Annotated in this window: 16 protein-coding genes and 4 pseudogenes; 6 read left to right on the plus strand and 14 right to left on the minus strand. The window is 51.3% G+C overall.

What is annotated here, in order from left to right; genetic code table 11:
* From E8M78_RS21535 to E8M78_RS24090, 3 genes and pseudogenes are all read right to left on the minus strand, one after another.
* Window positions 1-508 (minus strand): annotated as a pseudogene (locus tag E8M78_RS21535) (dienelactone hydrolase-related enzyme); the annotation flags it as partial.
* 4 nt (window positions 509-512) lie between these two features.
* Window positions 513-911 (minus strand): IS5 family transposase, encoded by a 399-nt coding sequence (locus E8M78_RS24085; protein WP_281405088.1) that lies wholly within the window; start codon window positions 909-911, stop codon window positions 513-515.
* A complete protein-coding gene (locus E8M78_RS24090) occupies window positions 863-1270 on the minus strand; it encodes an IS5 family transposase (RefSeq protein ID WP_281405087.1) in 408 nt (135 codons plus the stop codon). The genes E8M78_RS24085 and E8M78_RS24090 overlap by 49 nt, the downstream gene beginning before the upstream one ends.
* A gap of 107 nt (window positions 1271-1377) precedes the next feature.
* Between E8M78_RS24090 and E8M78_RS23985 the strand changes: the two genes are divergently transcribed.
* The 4 genes and pseudogenes from E8M78_RS23985 to E8M78_RS21560 form a co-directional block, all read left to right on the plus strand.
* Complete coding sequence (locus E8M78_RS23985) at window positions 1378-1788, plus strand: transposase (protein ID WP_246658430.1); 411 nt, start codon at window positions 1378-1380, stop codon at window positions 1786-1788.
* Window positions 1785-2132 carry an IS66 family insertion sequence element accessory protein TnpB gene (gene tnpB, locus E8M78_RS21550; protein ID WP_102020401.1) on the plus strand — a complete coding sequence of 116 codons (348 nt, stop codon included), beginning with the start codon at window positions 1785-1787 and terminating at the stop codon, window positions 2130-2132. The genes E8M78_RS23985 and tnpB overlap by 4 nt, the downstream gene beginning before the upstream one ends.
* A gap of 45 nt (window positions 2133-2177) precedes the next feature.
* On the plus strand, window positions 2178-3833 hold the full coding sequence (locus E8M78_RS21555; RefSeq protein WP_137136998.1) for an IS66 family transposase: 1656 nt from the start codon (window positions 2178-2180) through the stop codon (window positions 3831-3833).
* A gap of 27 nt (window positions 3834-3860) precedes the next feature.
* Window positions 3861-4031: pseudogene (locus E8M78_RS21560) on the plus strand (transposase); the annotation flags it as partial.
* A 145-nt stretch (window positions 4032-4176) separates the two neighbouring features.
* Here the strand turns inward: E8M78_RS21560 and ribD are convergent.
* The 11 genes and pseudogenes from ribD to E8M78_RS21615 all read right to left on the minus strand — a co-directional run.
* Window positions 4177-5274, minus strand: a complete 1098-nt coding sequence (gene ribD, locus E8M78_RS21565; protein WP_137136999.1) for a bifunctional diaminohydroxyphosphoribosylaminopyrimidine deaminase/5-amino-6-(5-phosphoribosylamino)uracil reductase RibD — start codon at window positions 5272-5274, stop codon at window positions 4177-4179.
* A gap of 279 nt (window positions 5275-5553) precedes the next feature.
* Complete coding sequence (locus E8M78_RS21570) at window positions 5554-6153, minus strand: NAD(P)H-dependent oxidoreductase (RefSeq protein ID WP_170973509.1); 600 nt, start codon at window positions 6151-6153, stop codon at window positions 5554-5556.
* 325 nt (window positions 6154-6478) lie between these two features.
* Window positions 6479-7810, minus strand: coding sequence for a pyridoxal phosphate-dependent aminotransferase (locus E8M78_RS21575; RefSeq protein WP_137137001.1), 1332 nt, complete (start codon window positions 7808-7810; stop codon window positions 6479-6481).
* A gap of 52 nt (window positions 7811-7862) precedes the next feature.
* Entirely contained in the window at window positions 7863-8246 is a 384-nt protein-coding gene (locus E8M78_RS21580) for a hypothetical protein (RefSeq protein ID WP_137137002.1), read from the minus strand.
* A 54-nt stretch (window positions 8247-8300) separates the two neighbouring features.
* Complete coding sequence (locus E8M78_RS21585; protein WP_170973510.1) at window positions 8301-10565, minus strand: alpha-galactosidase; 2265 nt, start codon at window positions 10563-10565, stop codon at window positions 8301-8303.
* On the minus strand, window positions 10562-11311 hold the full coding sequence (locus E8M78_RS21590; protein WP_170973511.1) for an SUMF1/EgtB/PvdO family nonheme iron enzyme: 750 nt from the start codon (window positions 11309-11311) through the stop codon (window positions 10562-10564). Before E8M78_RS21590 ends, E8M78_RS21585 begins: the two co-directional genes overlap by 4 nt.
* A gap of 284 nt (window positions 11312-11595) precedes the next feature.
* Complete coding sequence (locus E8M78_RS21595; protein ID WP_137137005.1) at window positions 11596-12903, minus strand: glycosyltransferase family 4 protein; 1308 nt, start codon at window positions 12901-12903, stop codon at window positions 11596-11598.
* Window positions 12896-14269: a hypothetical protein gene (locus E8M78_RS21600; RefSeq protein ID WP_137137006.1), complete on the minus strand. Its 1374-nt coding sequence runs from the start codon at window positions 14267-14269 to the stop codon at window positions 12896-12898. Before E8M78_RS21600 ends, E8M78_RS21595 begins: the two co-directional genes overlap by 8 nt.
* On the minus strand, window positions 14270-15958 hold the full coding sequence (locus E8M78_RS21605; protein WP_137137007.1) for a WD40 repeat domain-containing protein: 1689 nt from the start codon (window positions 15956-15958) through the stop codon (window positions 14270-14272).
* Between the two features lie 15 nt (window positions 15959-15973).
* Window positions 15974-16558: a GTP cyclohydrolase II RibA gene (ribA, locus tag E8M78_RS21610; RefSeq protein ID WP_137137008.1), complete on the minus strand. Its 585-nt coding sequence runs from the start codon at window positions 16556-16558 to the stop codon at window positions 15974-15976.
* A gap of 632 nt (window positions 16559-17190) precedes the next feature.
* Window positions 17191-17532 (minus strand): annotated as a pseudogene (locus E8M78_RS21615) (DDE-type integrase/transposase/recombinase); the annotation flags it as partial.
* Between the two features lie 112 nt (window positions 17533-17644).
* On the opposite strand from E8M78_RS21615, the pseudogene istA reads away from it, so the two are divergent.
* Window positions 17645-18481: pseudogene (istA, locus tag E8M78_RS21620) on the plus strand (IS21 family transposase); the annotation flags it as partial.
* Window positions 18482-18575: 94 nt separating this feature from the next.
* A complete protein-coding gene (gene istB, locus E8M78_RS21625; protein ID WP_137137009.1) occupies window positions 18576-19370 on the plus strand; it encodes an IS21-like element helper ATPase IstB in 795 nt (264 codons plus the stop codon).
* The last annotated feature ends 189 nt before the right edge of the window (window positions 19371-19559 follow it).

The raw sequence follows: 19559 nt of genomic DNA on the forward strand, positions 1-19559 counted from the left end.
TAGCCGGCAGCACAACTGTGTCTCGTACCCCCAGTACGACATGAGTTTCCAAACCTTGCCGTGCCAGCTTCTCAGTATAGTTTCCCAGATTGAGCGGCGCCCAAGCCCTTTCCAACTGCAAGAGCGAAAGATGCGGCTCCAGGCTTGTTCTGATCGATCGGGTAGCACGTCCGGACCAAACCATTTCGGCAAGACTTCCGCCTGTCAGAAACAGAGACGCCCGTGAGACGACAGGCTCATGCGCCGCCACCAATCCAGCGACCCACGATCCAAGGCTCATTCCGAGAACGGAGATATCCTGATAACCTTCGAGTTTCAGCCAGTGGGTGAGCTTTCGTCCATCGCAGACGGCCTGTCTGACGGACTGCAGCGTCCGACCGAGATTGGCACTCAGCATGTAATCGGAGTAAAGCGAGCCAGGTCTGCTGCGCTCCAGATGATAGGGCATCGCGATCTCGATAACAGTTACACCATGCCCGGAAAGAAACTTGGCGAGTTGCCGATTCCGACGGCTAGGTCGCGTTGACAAAGTGTGGTAGCCATATTTTTGCTGCAGCCAGGGCGAGGAATGCTGAGAAGGATTTTCGGGTCTTGTCGTATCTGGTAGCGACGCGACGGAACTGCTTGAGCCGGTTGAACATTCGTTCGATGCGGTTCCGGTCTTTGTAAGCGTGGAAATCGCAGGCGGGCGGGTTCTTTCGGTTGACCTTCGGTGGAATGACCGGCCTGATCCCGTGGATCAGGAGTTCCTCCCGCAGAAAGTCACCGTCGTAGCCTTTGTCGGCAAGGAACAGCCTCGGCTTGCTGACTGGTATCGCCAGCAAGTCAGGAACGGCGTTGTAATCCGATGCCTCCCCGCCTGTCAGGACAAAGCCAAGAGGGCGTCCTTGACCGTCTGCACGGGCGTGGATTTTCGTCGTAAAGCCGCCGCGTGATCGACCAAAAGCCTCCTGATAAGTCCCCCTTTAGCGCCCGCAGCCTGAGAGTGGCCGCGAACCGTGGTGCTATCGATCATGTGCTGCCAGTCATCCGTCAGCCCCAGTTCGACCAGGGTTTCAAGCAAAGCGTCCCAAACGCCTTGTTCTGCCCAACGGCGGAAGCGCACATAGACTGAGTTCCACTTGCCGTAGCGCTCATGCATGTCGCGCCAGGGGCATCCGACCCGAAGAACATGCAGCATCCCGTTCAGGTATCGTCGATTGTCGTGCGAGGGCCGGGACTTCCTACCGCGTTCGGCAGGCAATAACCCCTCGATGATCCGCCATTCCATATCCGTCAGGTCGCCGCGAGCCAGAACCGCCTCCTAAAAGGTAGTCTTGAATCACGCTTCCGCTGATTTGGGAATCCACTTTGTCAACACGACCTAGGAGTAGTCCTATGACGAAGCATCCGATTGAAGTTATCACGTCTGTCGAGCGCCGTCGGCGCTGGTCGCGCGAAGATAAGGAGCGGCTCGTTGCAGCCTGCCTTGAGCCTGGGGCGGTGCTTTCCGAGATTGCGCGATCGGCCGGCATCCACGTCAGCCAGCTCTTTCGTTGGCGCAAGGAACTCTGCCAGATCGAGGAGCCGTCGCTTCAGGTGGCGAACACCTTGGTGCCCGTGATCGTGTCGGAGGCCGCGCCGGCAGCCCAGCGCGCCGCCTCGGAAGCGCCGGCCTCATCGCAGCCTCGCCGCAAGCGTAGCGATGTGATGATTGAGCTGGGCCGCGGTCGGCGCGTCCGCGTGGATAGCGACATCGACACGGAGGCGCTTGGCCGCATTCTCGATTGTGTACTGGGTCGGCGATGATCCCGGTCCCTGCTGGTGTGAAGGTCTGGCTGGCAACGGGCCATACAGACATGCGCAAAGGCTTTCCCGGTCTGTCGCTGATGGTGCAGGAGACGCTGAAGCGCGATCCGATGTGCGGGCATCTGTTCGTGTTCCGCGGTCGTGGCGGTGGCCTGATCAAGGTCATCTGGCATGATGGCCAGGGAGCATGCCTGTTCACGAAGAAGCTGGAACGGGGACGCTTCATATGGCCGTCGGCGGCCGATGGGACGGTCGTGATTACGCCGGCGCAGCTCAGTTATTTGCTGGAAGGTATAGACTGGCGGATGCCGCAAAAAACCTGGCGACCGACCTCGGCCGGATAAACAAAAATGCTGGAATGGCGGGAGCGAATATGATTCCATCTCGCCATGAACACCCCCGTCGAACAGCTTCCGGACGACCTTGCCAGTGCACTCGCACTGCTGGCGCAAGAGCGCGCGCGGCGTGTTGCTGCCGAGGCAGAGGCGGCGACCGCCAAGGCGGAAGCTGCCAGCGCGAAGGCGCTCGTATCGCATTCCGAGGCGCTAATCGCGCGGCTGAAGCTAGAGATCGAGAAGGTCCGGCGCGACCTCTACGGCAGTCGCTCCGAGCGCAAGGCGCGGCTTCTCGAGCAGATGGAACTGCAGCTTGAGGAGCTGGAGGCTGATGCCGGCGAAGATGAACTGGATGCAGAGATCGCAGCCAGAGCCTCGATGGTCAGGGCCTTCGAGCGCAAGCGTCCGTCACGCAAGCCCTTTCCTGAACATCTGCCGCGTGAACGTGTCGTTATCGCCGCCCCAGTCAGTTGCCCCTGCTGCGGCTCGGCAAAGCTGTCGAAGCTCGGCGAGGATATCACCGAAACCCTGGAGGTCATCCCGCGTCAGTGGAAAGTCATTCAGACCGTGCGGGAGAAGTTCTCCTGCCGCGAATGCGAGAAGATCACCCAGACGCCAGCGCCCTTCCATGTGACACCTCGCGGCTTTGCCGGCCCCATCCTTCTGGCGATGATCCTGTTCGAGAAGTTCGCCCAGCATCAGCCGCTCAATCGCCAGAGCGAGCGCTATGCCCGAGAGGGGATTGACCTCAGCCTGCCGACGCTTGCCGATCAGGTCGGCGCGTGTGCCGCGGCCCTGAAGCCAATCCATTCGTTGATCGAAGCCTATGTCCTGGCCGCCGAGCGACTGCATGGCGACGACACGACCGTGCCGATCCTGGCAAAGGGAAAGACCGATACAGGCCGCATCTGGACCTATGTCAGGGATGACCGGCCGTTTGGTGGGCTGTCACCGCCTGCAGCTTTGTTCTACGCAACGCGAGACCGACGACAGGAGCATCCCGAACGCCACCTGAAGACCTTCTCCGGCATTCTGCAGGCGGATGCCTATGGCGGCTACAATCCGCTGTTCAAGGCAGATCGCGATCCCGCGCCTCTGCGCCAAGCACTCTGCTGGGCACATTCACGCCGCAAGTTCTTCGTGCTGGCCGACATCGCCGCGAACGCCAAACGTGGCAGCAAAGCCGCACCGATCTCGCCGATGGCGCTGGAGGCTGTCAAACGGATCGATGCCCTGTTCGATATCGAACGGGAGATTAACGGCCTTAGCTCCGAGCAGCGCTTGGAGCGCCGCCGCCAAGACAGCCAGCCACTCATCGAAGAACTGCATAACTGGCTCCAAACCGAGCGGGTAAAACTGTCGCGCAGTTCTCCTGTCTCTGAGCCGATCGACTACATGCTGAAGCGCTGGGATGGATTTACGTCATTCCTCGACGATGGCCGAATTTGTCTCACGAACAACGCCGCCGAACGCGCGCTCAGAGGCTTTGCTCTCGGCAGGAAGTCATGGCTCTTCGCCGGATCGGATCGTGGTGCTGATCGTGCCGCCTTCATGGCGACGCTGATCATGACGGCCAAGCTCAATGACATCGACCCACAAGCCTGGCTAGCCGATGTCCTCGCCAACATTGCCGACACGCCGATCAGCAGGCTGGAGCAATTGCTGCCGTGGAACTGGACACCCAAGACGCTGAGTGCTCAGGCGGCCTGACCCGCGGCCTTCGCCGGATGCTTACGCAAATTCCGCGCCGAGTGCTTGAACGCACACTGGTTCATGAGCCTTGACGACGCAAGGGCAAAGATGGAGGATTGGCGTAGAGACTATAACGAGTTCCGGCCACACAGCGCGATCGGCAACAAAGTACCGATTTCGCTCATGAACGGCTCATCGGCATCCCCGCCGAACTGAACCTTAACCCCGGAAAATTCCAGCTCCCGCTGGCCCAAAATCGGGGAGCACGTCAAAAAACCGCTGGAGCGAACTCAAAACTGGATAAAACTTGGGGGCAAGGTCACGTCAGAGCCAATAATCCGCGCCGCTTGACACCTTGATATTACTCCGTTTCCCATATGTGCATAAGATCGCGTCCGACTTGCCGAAATTCTTTCAAACGGAAGCGTTGGGTAGATGCCAAATCCTTTATGCCCAATATCCCAATGCCGGGGCGCGCCTCACTACCAAGAAAAAGACCCGCTGTGAAGTATACTATTTCATCGACGCACGCAGCTCGCAGTAAACTCGCCGCAATCGCTCCGCCTCCTTCGCAAAAGATGCGGGTAATTCCCGACCGGGCTAGTGCAGCGATGATGGCACCCATGTCTAGCTGGTCTCCGCTTAGTTCAGCTTGAAAAAGTCGTGCGCCACGAGACGTCCAGGCGTCGCATCGTTCCCGCGAACAATCTGGACCATGGAACAGCCAGACGGGCGGATGATGTGCACTGCGCGCTAAGTTGCCATCTTCAGCGATATCGAGTGCCGCCGATACAATAATTCTGATCGGCGCTTTCGGTTCTCCAACACCACGCACAGTCAATGATGGATTATCCGCACGGACAGTGCCACCGCCTACCATCACCGCATCGTGACGCGCGCGCATCGCATGTACTTCTTTCCGTGCTTCAGGCCCAGTGATCCATTGACTTTCGCCGCTGGCAGTCGCGATACGCCCATCTAGTGCGGTTGCCAGTTTCAATGTTACGAATGGTCTCCCTGCCTCAATTCTCTTTAGAAACCCCGCATTAGAGGCACGTGCTTCACGTTCCAACACGCCGACGGCCACATCGACGCCAGCCTCTCGTAAGATCGATAACCCGCGGCCAGACACTCGGGGATCAGGGTCTTCTGTTGCGACGACTACGCGAGCAACCTTCGCGGCTATCAGCGCCTCGGCACAAGGTGAAGTTTTGCCATGATGAGAACACGGCTCAAGGGTTACATAGGCAGTTGCGCCTTCGGCCGCTGGTCCCGCTTCTGCCAGCGCGACAGCCTCTGCATGTGGGCGTCCGGTCTTCTGTGTCCAGCCTCGTCCCACAACCTGGCCCTCTTTAACGATAATACATCCAACGGCAGGATTAGGCCATGTTGCCCCGAGTTCCTGCATCCCGAGTGACAAGGCTTCTGCCATCCAACGTTCATCTTGATCTGTGGCCATACGTCACACTTGGGTCTCTGCGGAAAATTGCTGCGTTATTCTACTGGCGGTTGTTTAGTTGATCGCTCTGATGTGTACCAGCGTAAATCATTTTTCACACGTAAAGACACGATCTAATGTCATAGCTTTGTCATTTCCAGCCAGAAGCGTATCAATCATCGAATCAGTTCAGACGATTTAACGCCCGTTTCCTCCGAAGTTTTCCGTGCAGGCCGCCGCTACCCAAGGCTCGAAATTACCAAGGGTGCAGCATCATGCGTTCTACTTCGCGCTTGCACTCTACATGCCATAGGGATAGGTACTGAGGTCTTGGCACTTTTTCCGTACAGGAGCCAACGCAACACTCGCCTCGATCAAGAACTTTAAGGAATAATCAATACGCTTAACGAGATGATCCGAAAGCTCTTCTTCCTCGCTCAGAAATAGATTGTCGACCTTACGGATTATTAAGTGGTCGGGAAGCCACCAGATAAAGTTGTTTTTATAGCCGCTCGAACGGAGTTCGGAAACTGGGTAAGCGCCACCAAGTCCAGAACTTACGGCAACGATTAATCCCGGCTTATGTGCAACTTCACCACTATCGCACATCAATAAAAAATTTTTCAGATGTGGTGTCGCCATACCGGCCCATTCTGGAGAGATCACTACGAACCCGTCTTTCTCAGACAGAGCCCTGCTTGTCGGAGCCCAGTTTTTTACAACCTCACTGTTTGTGTTCCATTTGTCCTCGCTCCAAAGCGGCACATCAATTTCGGCCAAGTCGAATATTTCAGTCTCAACTTTGGTGTAACCCGATTTTATACGATTATCGATAAAATCCGCCAACCGACGTGACTGCGATTTTTTTCTATTGCTTCCAATAATTAGTCCAAGTTGCATTGGTCTCTCTCTCATTGTTTCCAGTGTACTGTGTACTTAATCAGTGAGTAGGTGCCGTCGAATCAATATATTTTCGTTTTATTTCTACCAAAACGCAGCGCACCTTGGTGGATTCAGTAGAGACGCGCTTTCGATCTTTTCTTGCCGCATGTACGTTATCGTTCAATCGAGGACCATTGAACGCGACACGCTGTAGGATAACTGTCTGCCCTAACTATAAATAATGATGTGGCGTCGTGAACTGGCTACCATCTATCTGTTCGCGATAAACGTACCTTCAGTTCCGATAAGTTCCGTGTAAGCCTTATTTCTTACCAGGGTGCGTTTATACTCCAAAAGCTCGCTCATTGCGTGTCATTAGATCAAATAAAAGCACTTTAAGCCGGTCAAGTGCCTCTTCAAAACATAAGACTGGGATGGCGAGGCCAAGCCGCACGAACCACGACTGCCGAGCATCGCGTGTAGCCGACGAGAAGTTTCTAGAAGTCAATAAACCGAGCCCTTTTTCGAGTGCGCTCGTAAAAAAAATATTCTCGTCGACGTTCGGAAGTGCTTCTGAAAGCGGCAAAAGAACGTTGAAACCCGCATCACGTTTTGGAGCCTGCAATCCCAAAGTTTTACAGAACTGCTGTAAAAGCAGCCAATTTTGTTTTAGATCTGTCTCTACGGCTGCGAATTGAGCCGTAAGCCGTGTGATTGATTTCGCGATATCCAGCTTCGATACCGCCTCGAAGTCGTAATCGGATGGATACTCCCTAAACAATCTCGCCAAATATCTGTTGAAAGCGCGCTCTATAAGCTGAGGGCTCTGTTGTCGCATATTGGAGGGCGAGCATCTTGCGGCCCACACTAGGCCATTCGCAACGGACCCGAACACAACTGGGTTCAGGCATTGTAACAACATCGCCCGCGTGATTTTCTCTGTAAAAGACTTCGGATGCACGCAAATCCCAGTGCGAAGTCCCGCAAGCCCCGCATATTTTGAATTTGATCCGATGATGAACAGGTTGTCGTAATCCCGAACTAATCTCATCACATTCTGTAAACGCCAGTCATCTCCAGGCATTAGGCAAACGGTGTCTAAGATCACGTAGCTGTCTTGTTCTCGTGCAATCTCAGCAATCTCTCGCAGATGACCTTCCCTTAAAAGGCTACCGCTTGGATTCAGTGGATCAATCAGTCCGATCACAGAGTTGCGGTTTCGCGCCACCCGGTTTACGATATTAATTCCAATTTGACTAATGTCGCCAGTTAGTTCCGCAGGAACCAAGTTCGGAACAAGGCCGAGTTGGCTACTCAAGAACTCGTAATGGGGATACCCTGGATCCACCGTTATCAAGTTGGAGATGCCAGACGTCTCCTTGAGCACTTTGCAGATCATGAAGGCTGCATTGCTGGTGCCATTCGTCAGGCAAATGCTATGGGTTGGGTGGTGGGGTCCTAAGAGGATCCGCTCAAGAAAGCCCGTTAAAAACCTTGCACCTCCAGAATTACCGTAGTTGCGTAGAGTAATTTGGTGGTGTACCTCGAAGTCGAGCAGCCTCACTACCTCGTCGACTACCGGGAACCAATTCACGCCCGCGGACATTTGTAGCATTTCTATATTGCTGGATGCCATCATCCCAAACGAACGGGTCATTTCGACCAATGCTGTCACAGAATTTACTCCGATATTCGTAGAGGATACAAGACAGAATGCCAAAGGGCGTTCACTTCCGGAATTCGCGTGGTTGCTTTACTCGAATAAAGTAACCTTCGTGAAGCTTGAAGAAAAACTCTGCGCTTCCCCAAGGTGGATACCTTAATTCCGAGCATTCGAATCCGTGAGTGATAATTTCTTCTCTTATATTGCCGAGTTCTGGTATGCAGATGACGATCTCGATGCCCTTCCCGCCTTCACCCCTTTCCGGAAGCACCCAGTGGCTTTCACCAAATTCATTCCTTTCCGGAGAGAAGAGCATGAGATCGAAATAGGCTGGATGCCGCAGTTGCCGCCAACCGGGCTTCTCTTCGATCAACGAAAAGCTGAACAATCTAGCAAATAGATCGGCATAATCGTCAAGGTGATCAGTATACAGTTCAATTTGAACCATCTCCCGTTCGTTCTTCTCAGTCAAAGTGTGTAGAGGCATTGGATCTGTCACAGTTCAACCCCGATCTAATGATTTTATCTCAAGCAGCATCGCCATATTGGCGTATGCGATAGGAATTCTGATACCGACCTCAGCAAGAACGCTACCACTCATCTTCCAACCAGTGTGTGTCCAGTGTTGTAGACAGTCTATACGACGTGTTACACTCGGATCGAGAATGGCGGAAATCCTGACGCAATACATCATGTCAGGAGCAAGACATGAAATTCGAATAGGCCGATGATAGGCAAATTCTGTCATTTCAAGCCGGACGACGCTTACAATCGAAAACGACTTGAACTCATCAGTTATCGACTGCACGATGATACCGGAGTTTGCTTGCGGCTCGATCGCATGACATCCATCTGCGAAGTGTTTTCGGTGTTGTTTGTAAAACTCAACGCCCAACTTGAATTGTTCGAGATCGGTTTCAGTGCAGTTCATTAAGTTGCATTCGAACCCGAACGAGCCAAACATTGGAGCTACGACGCGAATTGCATTGGGAAGCTGTCGGTTGCTCATGTTAGTTTTTACACCTGGGACATGAGATCCAGTTCGTGAAATAGGATAGAATATTGAAACGTTCTTTAACATCTCCGCGCGGTCGATAGGATCGTCATTGTCGCTCAACCAGAACTTGTCGACGAGGTTCATGATACCAAAGTCGATCCGTCCACCGCCGCTGGAACTAGTCTCGATCAACATCTCGGGCCGGAGATCACGAAGCTCTGACAAAAGCCTATACAAATTCAAAGTATGGTCGCGACCCTTAGTAGTCGGATACATGTCACGATTGTTGTCTAATTTCAGATAATCGAGGCTGTATGTGTCGATATAGTGTATAAGCCGTCCCTTGATGTATTCGTAGGCGTGTGGGTTGCTGAGATCCAAGCACAGTTGATTGCGCCATTGAGGCAGCGATTGTGTATCGAATCCGTTTTTCATCATGCTCGGAGCATCGGCAATTCCCATAACCCAGTCTGGATGTTGCTTGGCAATCGTAGATGTTGGAGAAACCATTTCTGGCTCGAACCAAAGCCCGAATTTCAATCCGCGTGCCTTGGCGCGTTCTCTGATTTCTCCGAGCCCGTTTGGATATTTATTGATATCTTCGATCCATTCGCCCAGCCCGGCATTGTCGTCGTTTCGGTTAGTGAACCAACCATCATCAATACAGATCAGCTCGATGCCCAAACTAGCCGCTTTGTCTATCAGGTCGAGGGCAATTTCCCGATTGTGCTGGAAGAAAAGGGCTGCCCAAGTGTTCAACACAACGGGATTCCTCTGCTTGGCACTTTCTCGTCCTTCGCATTGTTCCTTTTGGGCCTTCCAGTATGTCTGAAACCGCTTAGAGATACCGTTGGTACCGTATGCGGAGTAAGTTGCAAGAGCGTCCGCGAGCTCGCAGGTTTCGTTCGGTGTGACTATAAGCCCTGCGCTACTCTGCTGCTCGCCGAGCTGTATTTGAGATGACCCCTCCCAAAGGCAATCAACGATCACCCGGTGACTGCCACTCCATGCTAGTGCAAATGCAAATACTTGTCCTCTTGTCTCTTCGAGCTCAGAATCGGACGCAAGCGCCAAGGGTGCACTATATAGACTCGTCTTGTTTGCATTCGACTGCGAGATATAAGATCCGCCGGTAATCTTGAACTCGTTCCGCTTGAATTCTTTGGACCAACGCCCGTTGAAGAAGGTTGCGTGAGTGACGTAGCCGGGCAAGTTCATCGAGAGCGTTGGCAGCCAATTAATTACTAACGGCATGTGCGCCTTATTCTTAATCCAAGTTTTCACACGCAATATATCATGGTGTGGGTCAAAAAGATATCGCTGGGTAACATCAACACAGCCGCAATTGGAGCCAAAGGTCACATCAATAACATTTAATTCACTGTCAACAGATAAACGACACTCACTTAGTTTTGCTTGATATTCTGCGCGCCTCTGTCCGATGAAGCCGAATTGGACCGACCCTGCACCGCAATATCCATAATCACTCTGTGGGAAAATATGCGGCATATACGGTCTGTCCGTATTGTTGCCTAGTCGGTGGTAGTGGTTAGTTATAAGTAAATCTTCGAAAGGATAATCCGCTGCTAATTTTTTTCCGAAGTAAAGTATGTAGGGTTCCGTTTGTTCAAATCGCTCAGCGTTATTGCTATTAACCGGCTTTGGATTCTTGAAATCGCCACCGATTGCCATCACGTCAGGTGCGAGCACATGTCGCGCTATGGCAAGCGACAGCTCGCCGCTGTGGATGTGAGCGATTTCTGGCTTCACGAAACGTTCTCCGCGAGACGGAATCCCATCGGAAAGATCGCCCGCACGCTCTCCGGGAAAAGCCCATGACGACGTTGGCATCTCGCTAAATCACCAAATCGCCCGAAGCTTCCACCGCGAGCAATACGATAATAATCAGCATCGTGATTCAGATGGTCCTTGATCGCTTCGCCGCCTGGATAGGGGCGGTAGTCATCAGCCACGTACTCTTCAACGTTCCCCGCCATGTCGCAGAGACCATATGCGCATGGTGCCATACCCTCATACATACCCACCGGCGTACTCCCTAGAACATTCCCTTCTACCGTGTTGCAGTATGCGGGATTGAAGTGATCTCCCCAAGGGTACTGTCGCCCATCACCTCCGGTAGCAGCAATTTCCCACTCGTATTCTGTGGGAAGCCGGAACTGTCTACCAGTTTCGAGATTGAGCCAGTCGATATACGCAATAGCATCTTCTGGAAGTACATTGAATACAGGATGATTACGCTTTTCTGTTGGGAAACGACCAAGTATCCAAGATGTCGGAATGCGATTATATCCACTCTTAGCTAAAAACTCCAAATACTCGCTGTTGGTCACCGGATACTTACCTATGAAGAAGTCCGCAACCTCGACGTCATGTTTTGGGTACTCTTTAAAAAGCCACTTGCGGTCCAAATCTAGATGCACATAATCAAGTAGGACTTGTTCAATGACATTGACTGTAGAGCCGACCGGGTAAGCCCCTCCGTTGATACGGACCATATTGGGTTCTCTGATCGAAATCCGAGGATCTCCACGTAAGCTTAAGATCAAGCCGGCATGATACCGAACGCTCGGATTGTCCGTTCCGCCAACGATGCCGACAAGCTCCTTGGTAGACTTAGAAGTTAGCTCATCCACAGACGTAGTGTCTTCAGCACTAGTGTGCGTAAAGCTGCTGGGTAACCCTAGCGAAAATCGCTCGGACCCGTAAAAAATCCTATCGCTACTATACTCCTCTTGTGAGCAGAGCTTTCTGTTAGTTCTCTCGCTCAAAGAAACGATACTCATAGTTCCAGCTCCAGTGAAATTGCGGTCGCATAACTCAAATAGGCTCGATCCGAAGTTGTTACTGAGTATTCATTAGTGTTTGACTTGGCCGCAGTGATCAACGCATGGAAAAGGCTGCCTTTGAGCGTTGGATCAAAAAAATGGGCGTTGGGGCAGTCAGTAAATGTCTCTCGGAAAGAGTAGATGTCAGAACAGATGACCTTGATGTCAGAGCGATTTTGATTTCGTATTTCAAGCCCAGCAAGGCTCATTCCCTCTGCACGAGACGGCAAAATCACGGTATCCAAACCGCGATGGTTCAAAATGACCTTTGGCAACAAGTCGTCAAATTCACGCAGCACCGTTATGTTCGGATGTGCCTCTAAACGATACAAAAAAGTGTTTATCTGGGTTTGATAATCAGTGGTTTCCGGCTTAAACGCAACGACCAATACAAAGTGAAAATCTTTATATGCCGTCTGAATGACCTTCTCGATCTCAGGGAGCAGTAGGTCCCAGCCCTTCTGTTCGACACACCTCGCCCAAGAAAAAACCAGAGGTCTATCTAGAGGTATATGATATCGTTGCAATATTTTTCTGACGTTTTCTTCCGAAAATCTCGGAAAAGTGATCTTTGCGAAGTTATTACTCAGCGGGTGAAGCGTGATCGCATTGCGGCTCATAGCATTTGATTCGAGCATGCTTTGGAGCGCGTCACGGAACTGTCCGCTAATGTAGCCAACGGAGTTCTTTCCGGAACGCAAGTGTTCAACTGCCTTTCGCTCGAAAGGAATTGTAGTTATTGCCCAGTCATTGTTGAATACAGACGCAAGGGAGTGCGGCACCCAAATAGTCTTCACGTTGCCCGAATGTATATAACGTGGAAGTTGTGAAAGAATCGTGTCGTGGTGAATAACCAAGACGCGATCATATCGTGTCGCTATAGTCTCAACACAAGCGGCTGAAGCCAGTGCCATGCTGCGCCATTGCAACGCACCAGAGGTTCCCTTTTGCTTTGGGGCCCATATTTTACTGCGGTTTTCGCCTTTCGAAAAAGACGGGAACTCTATCACCGCACCGCCGTTCTGCTCACAGACCATACGCGTGGCATTGAATGTCGAAGCATCAAATTCACTAGCACCATGCTGCAAAAACGGGGACAAAGCATAGAGATCTAAATCTCTATTATCGATTTGCAGAAGATCAACGATATATTTGTATTCCTCGAAGAACGCAGAGACTACAATACCGACACCCGTTCGCACAGAAACAAGGCCATCGAAAGAAGCTACAATTAATGCAAATCGACCGGGTGCTTTAACCATAGACTTCATCCCCCGTTAGTTTCGATTTGAGATACCAGTTGTATACTGAGCACCGAAACAGCTCTTCAGCGAAAACGGTTGCAAAGATCGTGGTGAAAATGAGGATTTCGCTTTCAAAATTCAGTGTCACCAAGATGGCGCAGCACACAGCGACAGCATTTGACGTAACTGAAATGGCAGTTGGTACAGCTGCCATGTGCAGCCTACGGATGGCAGTGAGCAACATTATGTTTGTTGCCTTCAGTGGCTCATAAATGGCATAGATAAACACACCAACGATGAGAGACTGGATCCCGATATAGCTCAACTCAGTGCCGAAGAATCCAAGTTGAAAAAGTGCGTAAATACCGGCGACAACAAAGATGGCTTGTAGGAAAGATATAATCAGAATATATGCGATGTTCTGTTGAATTTCTTTCCTCACCGCCAATTTACCCCCTGAAAAAATTTCTGAGATAATGTTGTTGCAGTAGATACTCACCGCAATGCCGGTTGCCGTCACAAAGAGAAAGAACTGCGCCAAAAACGAACGCACGTAAACGAATTCAGAACTTACAGCAAATAAAAGTGTGATGATTACAAGCGTGTAAGCTTGCGACGAAATCAACTCCAACGAACACGCAAATTGAGTCGTTAATGGGCGCAATATAGATGAGAAAACGCTTGATAATTTACTGGGCTCATCTGGGTAGTAGTATCCAACATCCGTGATCTTCAGCCTTATGTAGAACCACGAGATAAAATAAGCTATGATTGTTGACGACGCGATGGCGAGAACGTAGTATAGTGACTTTGTTTCGAATACTTGTAAAGCCAGTATATTAAATCCAAGATTAGAGCAGACACCTAAAATTGATCCCGTCAAGGCAACGCTCGGATTTCCCAAGCTAGTTACTTCGATTGCTGCCATTTTGCGTTGCGCGTAGACCGCAAATCCGATGGTGAAGACGACGAAATACAGAAAAATAAACCAGAATTTAATTGGCGCGATAATATATGCCGTTATAGCGGCTGCGATGATCGTAATAGTGATATTTATTAAAGTTACGATCATTACAGCTAATTTAATTCTTCGCTTGAAAAATCGCCCATTTTCGCGCTTATGCGTAATTTCTTCGCCGCTGACAAGAATTACTATCGAGTTTATAGAAATTTCGGTTATAAAGAACCATGGTAGCATCATGCCATATGTTATAATCAATTCATTATGACTTAGACTTAAGAATGCGAGATCCAAAAAAGGCATAAATAGGAAGGCCAGATTCTCGATGTAAATTGTTGAAATGCTTTTGAATTTTCCTGACAAGAATTTATATTTGTTCAAGGGGAAATTTATAAACAAGTGAATTTGGCCTTCTTCTATCACTTAGGCGACTTTTACTGCATAAATGTTTCCGTCGTAGGATGAGGCGTAGAAGCAATTATCGGGTTCATGCCATGTAATGGCTGAGATACCAGTCGCTGAAATTTTCTTATACCCGTTAGTCCATTTTTTCGCTGCCACGTCGAAGATGTCGATGGTGCCACGGTAGCTTCCACAACAGACGTAGGATCCATCGCCACTTGATGCTATTGATTTAATTGAGTGCTCGTGACGGGATGGGAATTGTTCCGGCTCGCTGCCTTCATTCCAAAGTACCAGCGTCAAATCTCGTGAGATAGACGCGTACGTACCTTCCTTGACAGCGGTGACATTGTTCAGGATGCCGTTGTGAATTGAAGGGAACCGCTTGACGATTTTGTCGCCGATTGGATCCACCATCACGAGCTCACCATCAGCGCAGCCCGTCAGTACGCAAGTGCCGACTGTATCGATTCCTTTGATAGCGTTACTGTTAGCGCTTATTGTTCGTACATAAGTTGGCGTACTACCTACCAATTCTATAACGACGACGTCACCTGAATAGGCACCGATACAGACATATTTCGATCCAACGCTTTCAACCAAGGTGGCGCAGTTTAGTGGTGACGTGTGTGAATGAATTATGTCGCCGGTAGAAACGTTATAGATGTGGCCTGTTTGTCCACCTGTTAGCGTTAGCCCGTTCGAACTGATGACAAAGTTGCATAGCGAACCCACCTCACCAATTACTGCGCCGTCTTTACGAACCACGCCAGCATCCCCGACCGCCCATATGGAGCTTCCATCTGAGTAAACCCCATTCAATGACACTGAAGGCTCGACCCTTGAAAGGTCCCACACGTTTTGGCTGAGATTCCAAGTGCCAGGATGGGAGCCGAAGGTCGCAAACGCGATCTCATCGTCGGATAAAAATGACGCGGACCGTGGCCAAATGATAGCAGGGATTTCGGCGTTTTGGGTCAGTTTGACCTTGCCACCCTTGAGTGACCAAACCTTTGCCTTTCCATCATAGCCCAGCGAGAGGAGCAACGTCCGATGAGCGTTTACTGTCAGGCACTTTATGCCGGAATCATGGCACTTCACCCGATACTGCTCCTCAAGTACTTTGTTATAAAAGATCAGTTCACCATTGTCATTGCCCACGGCGACGATGTCATCCTCCGTGAAAACGGCGGTATCCATGTCAGCGTCCCCGGTCCCAATCTCCTTCGCTCGCATTCCCTTGGTGGCATCCCACAAGATCAGCCGACAATCGGTTCCGCAAGATAGAAGACTCCCGCTGTCCGGGCTCCAAACCATATCTTCGATCAGGCTGGTGTGCCCCGACAATTGATGAAGCAGTTCAAGTTCCCTGTTGAAGATACATATGCTCCCGTCATATGAGCAGGACGCGATATACCGCCCATCAGGTGAGAAGCGCACCTTCATAACGTCGTCCTTGTGGGCTCGCGAAACTCCAACAAGATCCAACTTTGGTAACTTCCACAGTCGAACTGAACCGTCGCTACTAGCAGATGCAAGTGAACTTTCATCGGGCGCAATATCGCAGTGATTGACAAGATGATCGTGCCAACCGCGCGAAATTGGCGTGATCTCCTTATTCCAGATCAGTACTCGCCCATCGTATCCTGCAGTAGCGACGTAAGACTGCGAAGATGTAATCCCACTAATTGGAGTTTCGTGCTTCATCATTGATCCAGATCCAGTTTATTTCGTGAGCAGGTGCCCATGATTTCTCTTTGCTTTAAGATATGATTTGTTGTGTGCGGTCTCGTAGACTCTAGTTGTAACGAGATCGACAATTTGGATGCCCGAGTCCTCAATAGCTTTTTTCTTCTCAGGATTGTTGCTGACAAGACGGATCTTGTTCACACCTAACGCCCCTAACATATCGGCAGCTATACCGAAGTCGCGCGCATCGTTTGGCTCACCAAGTTGGCGGTTCGCCTCAAATGTGTCCAAACCCTCGATTTGGAGCTGGTAGGCCTTCATTTTCTGGATGAGCCCGATACCTCGACCCTCTTGGCGGAGGTAGATAATCACGCCTGATGCCTTATCCATTATCTGCAGTGCTTCATTCAGCTGTGCTCCACAGTCACATCGCTCAGAATGGAACAAATCTCCTGTAATGCACTCTGAATGAATTCGGACAAAATGAATATCCGAGCTCGGTTCACGAAAGTCTAACGCGAAATGCTCCTTACCATCAGCAAATCCGGTGAATGTGATAAGGTTTGGCACTTTCTTCGTTATGGCAAGCGGCAAAGGAACAATACTCGAAATATAAACCATGATAACAATTACAATCCTCTCGTTTTGATTTTTTAATTGATTCAACAGAAAATCATTTTTGTTTTTAAGATATGACTAAGAATATTATTTCAAGACTATAGAAAATTTTATTATCGATGAACAAGAAGAAAGGTCGTCAAAAGATGCTCTTTTTCGTTATTCCGCGCCGCGACTGCGAATATAAATTGAGCCAACCCGATTGAATTTCGATCTTAATGCTTTTAATCTATGCAGAGCGAATCCCTTAATGAATTTTAATTAATAGATATCGTCAAAATTTAGGTTGCGCCTTGGAATTAATTGCAACCATGCAAATACAATTTTGGTAAGTAGTCAATGGAAAAAATAGAGGTTTAAGTTGCAGAATTTACATTATATTTAGGTAATTTATTTATGACTATAGAACTGGAGCACGCTCACTCTACTCGGGGTCATATGGCCTATTGTCGGCTTTTCGGACTGAACCGCGCCGGCTTTGCCGGAGACCCCAACTCGTGAGAAGTAGGGTCTATGACAAGCAAAGCGACGAACAAATTCTCCCCTGAAGTCCGCGTCCGCGCCGTAACGGGCCAGCAGTTCATCGGGCGTTGTCACGTTGTTTCACTGAGGCCGATGAAGCGCTTTCAGTCGACTCAGGGCGCTGCGCCGGTCACGGCCTTCCACTGCGCCATAGCGCGGATCCGATGAATTTGGGCGGCAAGGGCTGAGTGCTTCTGGTGCGAGGGGACGAAATGATTTCGGACTGCTGAAAAAACCGAGATAAATTGTTGCAAGCCGCCCACGGATCGGAAGCCCCGCATCACTCGCCCTCGTTTTCTCAGCGGTAGATGGGAATTCTCCGCGCAGTTGTTGAGACCCTTGTGAGATCTATGTCCTACGGTCGGCATCACATCTCGCTTTGCCGAAGCGTATGAATGCAGTTTATCGGTGATAAACCGCTTTGGCGCGAGGCCTTGCTTCTTCAGCAGTCTGATTGTTGGTTTCCACGCGGAACTGAGCCGGTTAGGCGCATAATTTCCATTGAGAATTGAGCCATGTGAACCTTCCCCCAACGCTGTGAGCGACGGGGGCAACGGAGTGATCCACATGGGACTTTTAAACATCATCCGTCGGATGGCGCTGCGCGAGAAGCAGTCGATCCGTGAGATCAGTCGCCGCACCGGGCTGTCGCGCAACACGATCGCGAAGTATCTGAGCGCAGGTACAATCGAGCCGACGTTCAGGGTACCGGAACGACCAAGCAAGCTTGATCCGTTTGCCGATAAGCTGGCGGCCTGGCTGAAGACCGAGGCCGGGAGGTCCCGCAAGCAGCGCCGAACTTTAAAGCAGCTTCATGCCGATCTGGTGGTTCTCGGCTTTACCGGCTCCTATGGTCGGGTTGCCGCCTTCGCGCGTGATTGGCGGGCTGACCGGCAACGTGAGCAGCAGACGACGGGTCGCGGCATATTTGTGCCGCTGTCTTTCGGCCCAGGCGAGGCATTCCAATTCGACTGGAGTGAAGACTATGCCGTCATCGATGGCGAGCGGACGAAGCTGCAGGTCGCACATATCAAGCTATCGCACAGTCGAGCATTTCTGGTCAGAGCCTACCTGTTGCAGACGCATGAGATGCTTTTTGACGCCCATTGGCACGGCTTCCGTGTGTTCGGCGGCGTCCCTGCTCGCGGCATCTACGATAACATGAAGACGGCGGTTGATCGCGTCGGTCACGGCAAGGAGCGGCAGGTCAACATCCGGTTCCTTGCGATGACGAACCACTACGTTTTTGCGCCAAAGTTCTGCAATCCCGCCGCAGGCTGGGAGAAGGGACAGGTCGAGAAGAACGTTCAGGATGCCCGACCACGCTTGTGGCAACAAATGCCGGACTTTGCGGATTTACTGTATTTGAATGACTGGTTGGAACAGCATTGCCAGGAGTTATGGCGGGACACGCCACAGGCACTGACCTTGGTGCGCGAACCCATGGCAAACGTGGAGCGCTATGATGGCCTACGTGTCCAGATCGTAGGAGGTCGCCATGCGTCATGATCCCGCCAGCGCCGCCGTCGTCATCATGCTTCGTAGCCTGAAGATGTATGGCATGGCGCAAGCAGTCACGGACCTGATCGAGCAAGGAGCGCCAGCCTTCGATGCTGCCGTGCCGATCCTGTCCCAATTGCTGAAAGCCGAAATGGCTGAACGTGAAGTACGCTCCATCGCCTACCATATGAAGGCTGCGCGCTTCCCAGCCTACAAGGATATCTCCGGATACGACTTCGCCTCCAGCGAGATCAATGAAGCGACGGTGCGACAGTTGCACCGGTGCGAGTTCATCGACGGAGCGCAGAATATCGTGCTCGTCGGCGGACCGGGCACAGGAAAAACACACGTCGCGACCGCCCTCGGTGTCCAGGCGATCGAGCATCATCGCCGCAAGGTCCGCTTCTTCTCAACCATCGAATTGGTCAATGCGCTTGAGCAGGAGAAGGTAAAAGGCAAGGCAGGCCAGATTGGCGAAGCGCTGGTTCGTCTCGATCTGCTGATACTGGATGAGCTCGGATACCTTCCGTTCAGCGCATCAGGTGGAGCGCTCCTCTTCCACCTGCTGAGCAAGCTTTATGAGCGAACCAGCGTTATCATCACCACCAACCTCAGCTTCAGCGAATGGGCAACTGTCTTCGGTGACGCCAAGATGACTACCGCTCTGCTCGACCGCCTGACACACCGTTGCCACATCCTGGAAACAGGAAACGACAGCTTCCGCTTCAAGGCCAGCTCGGCCGCCGCGGCACAGAAGAGAGGAGAAAAAGCCAATCCCTTGACCAAACCCTGATCAGAAAACCATACTCAGAGGTGGCTCACTTCTCGGTGGAAAAACCGGCTCAGTTCTGCGTGGAAACCAACACTATCGGTTTAAAAACAGCGAGTGAAGACCGCGGCGCGGCCCTTCGTCTTCGCGAACGGAGACCGTGCTGTCCACACTCCGCTATCTCGATCGGCTGACTTCCGCGAATGACTTTCG

The organism is Rhizobium sp. FKY42 (assembly GCF_005222835.1).
Classification (GTDB): domain Bacteria; phylum Pseudomonadota; class Alphaproteobacteria; order Rhizobiales; family Rhizobiaceae; genus Neorhizobium.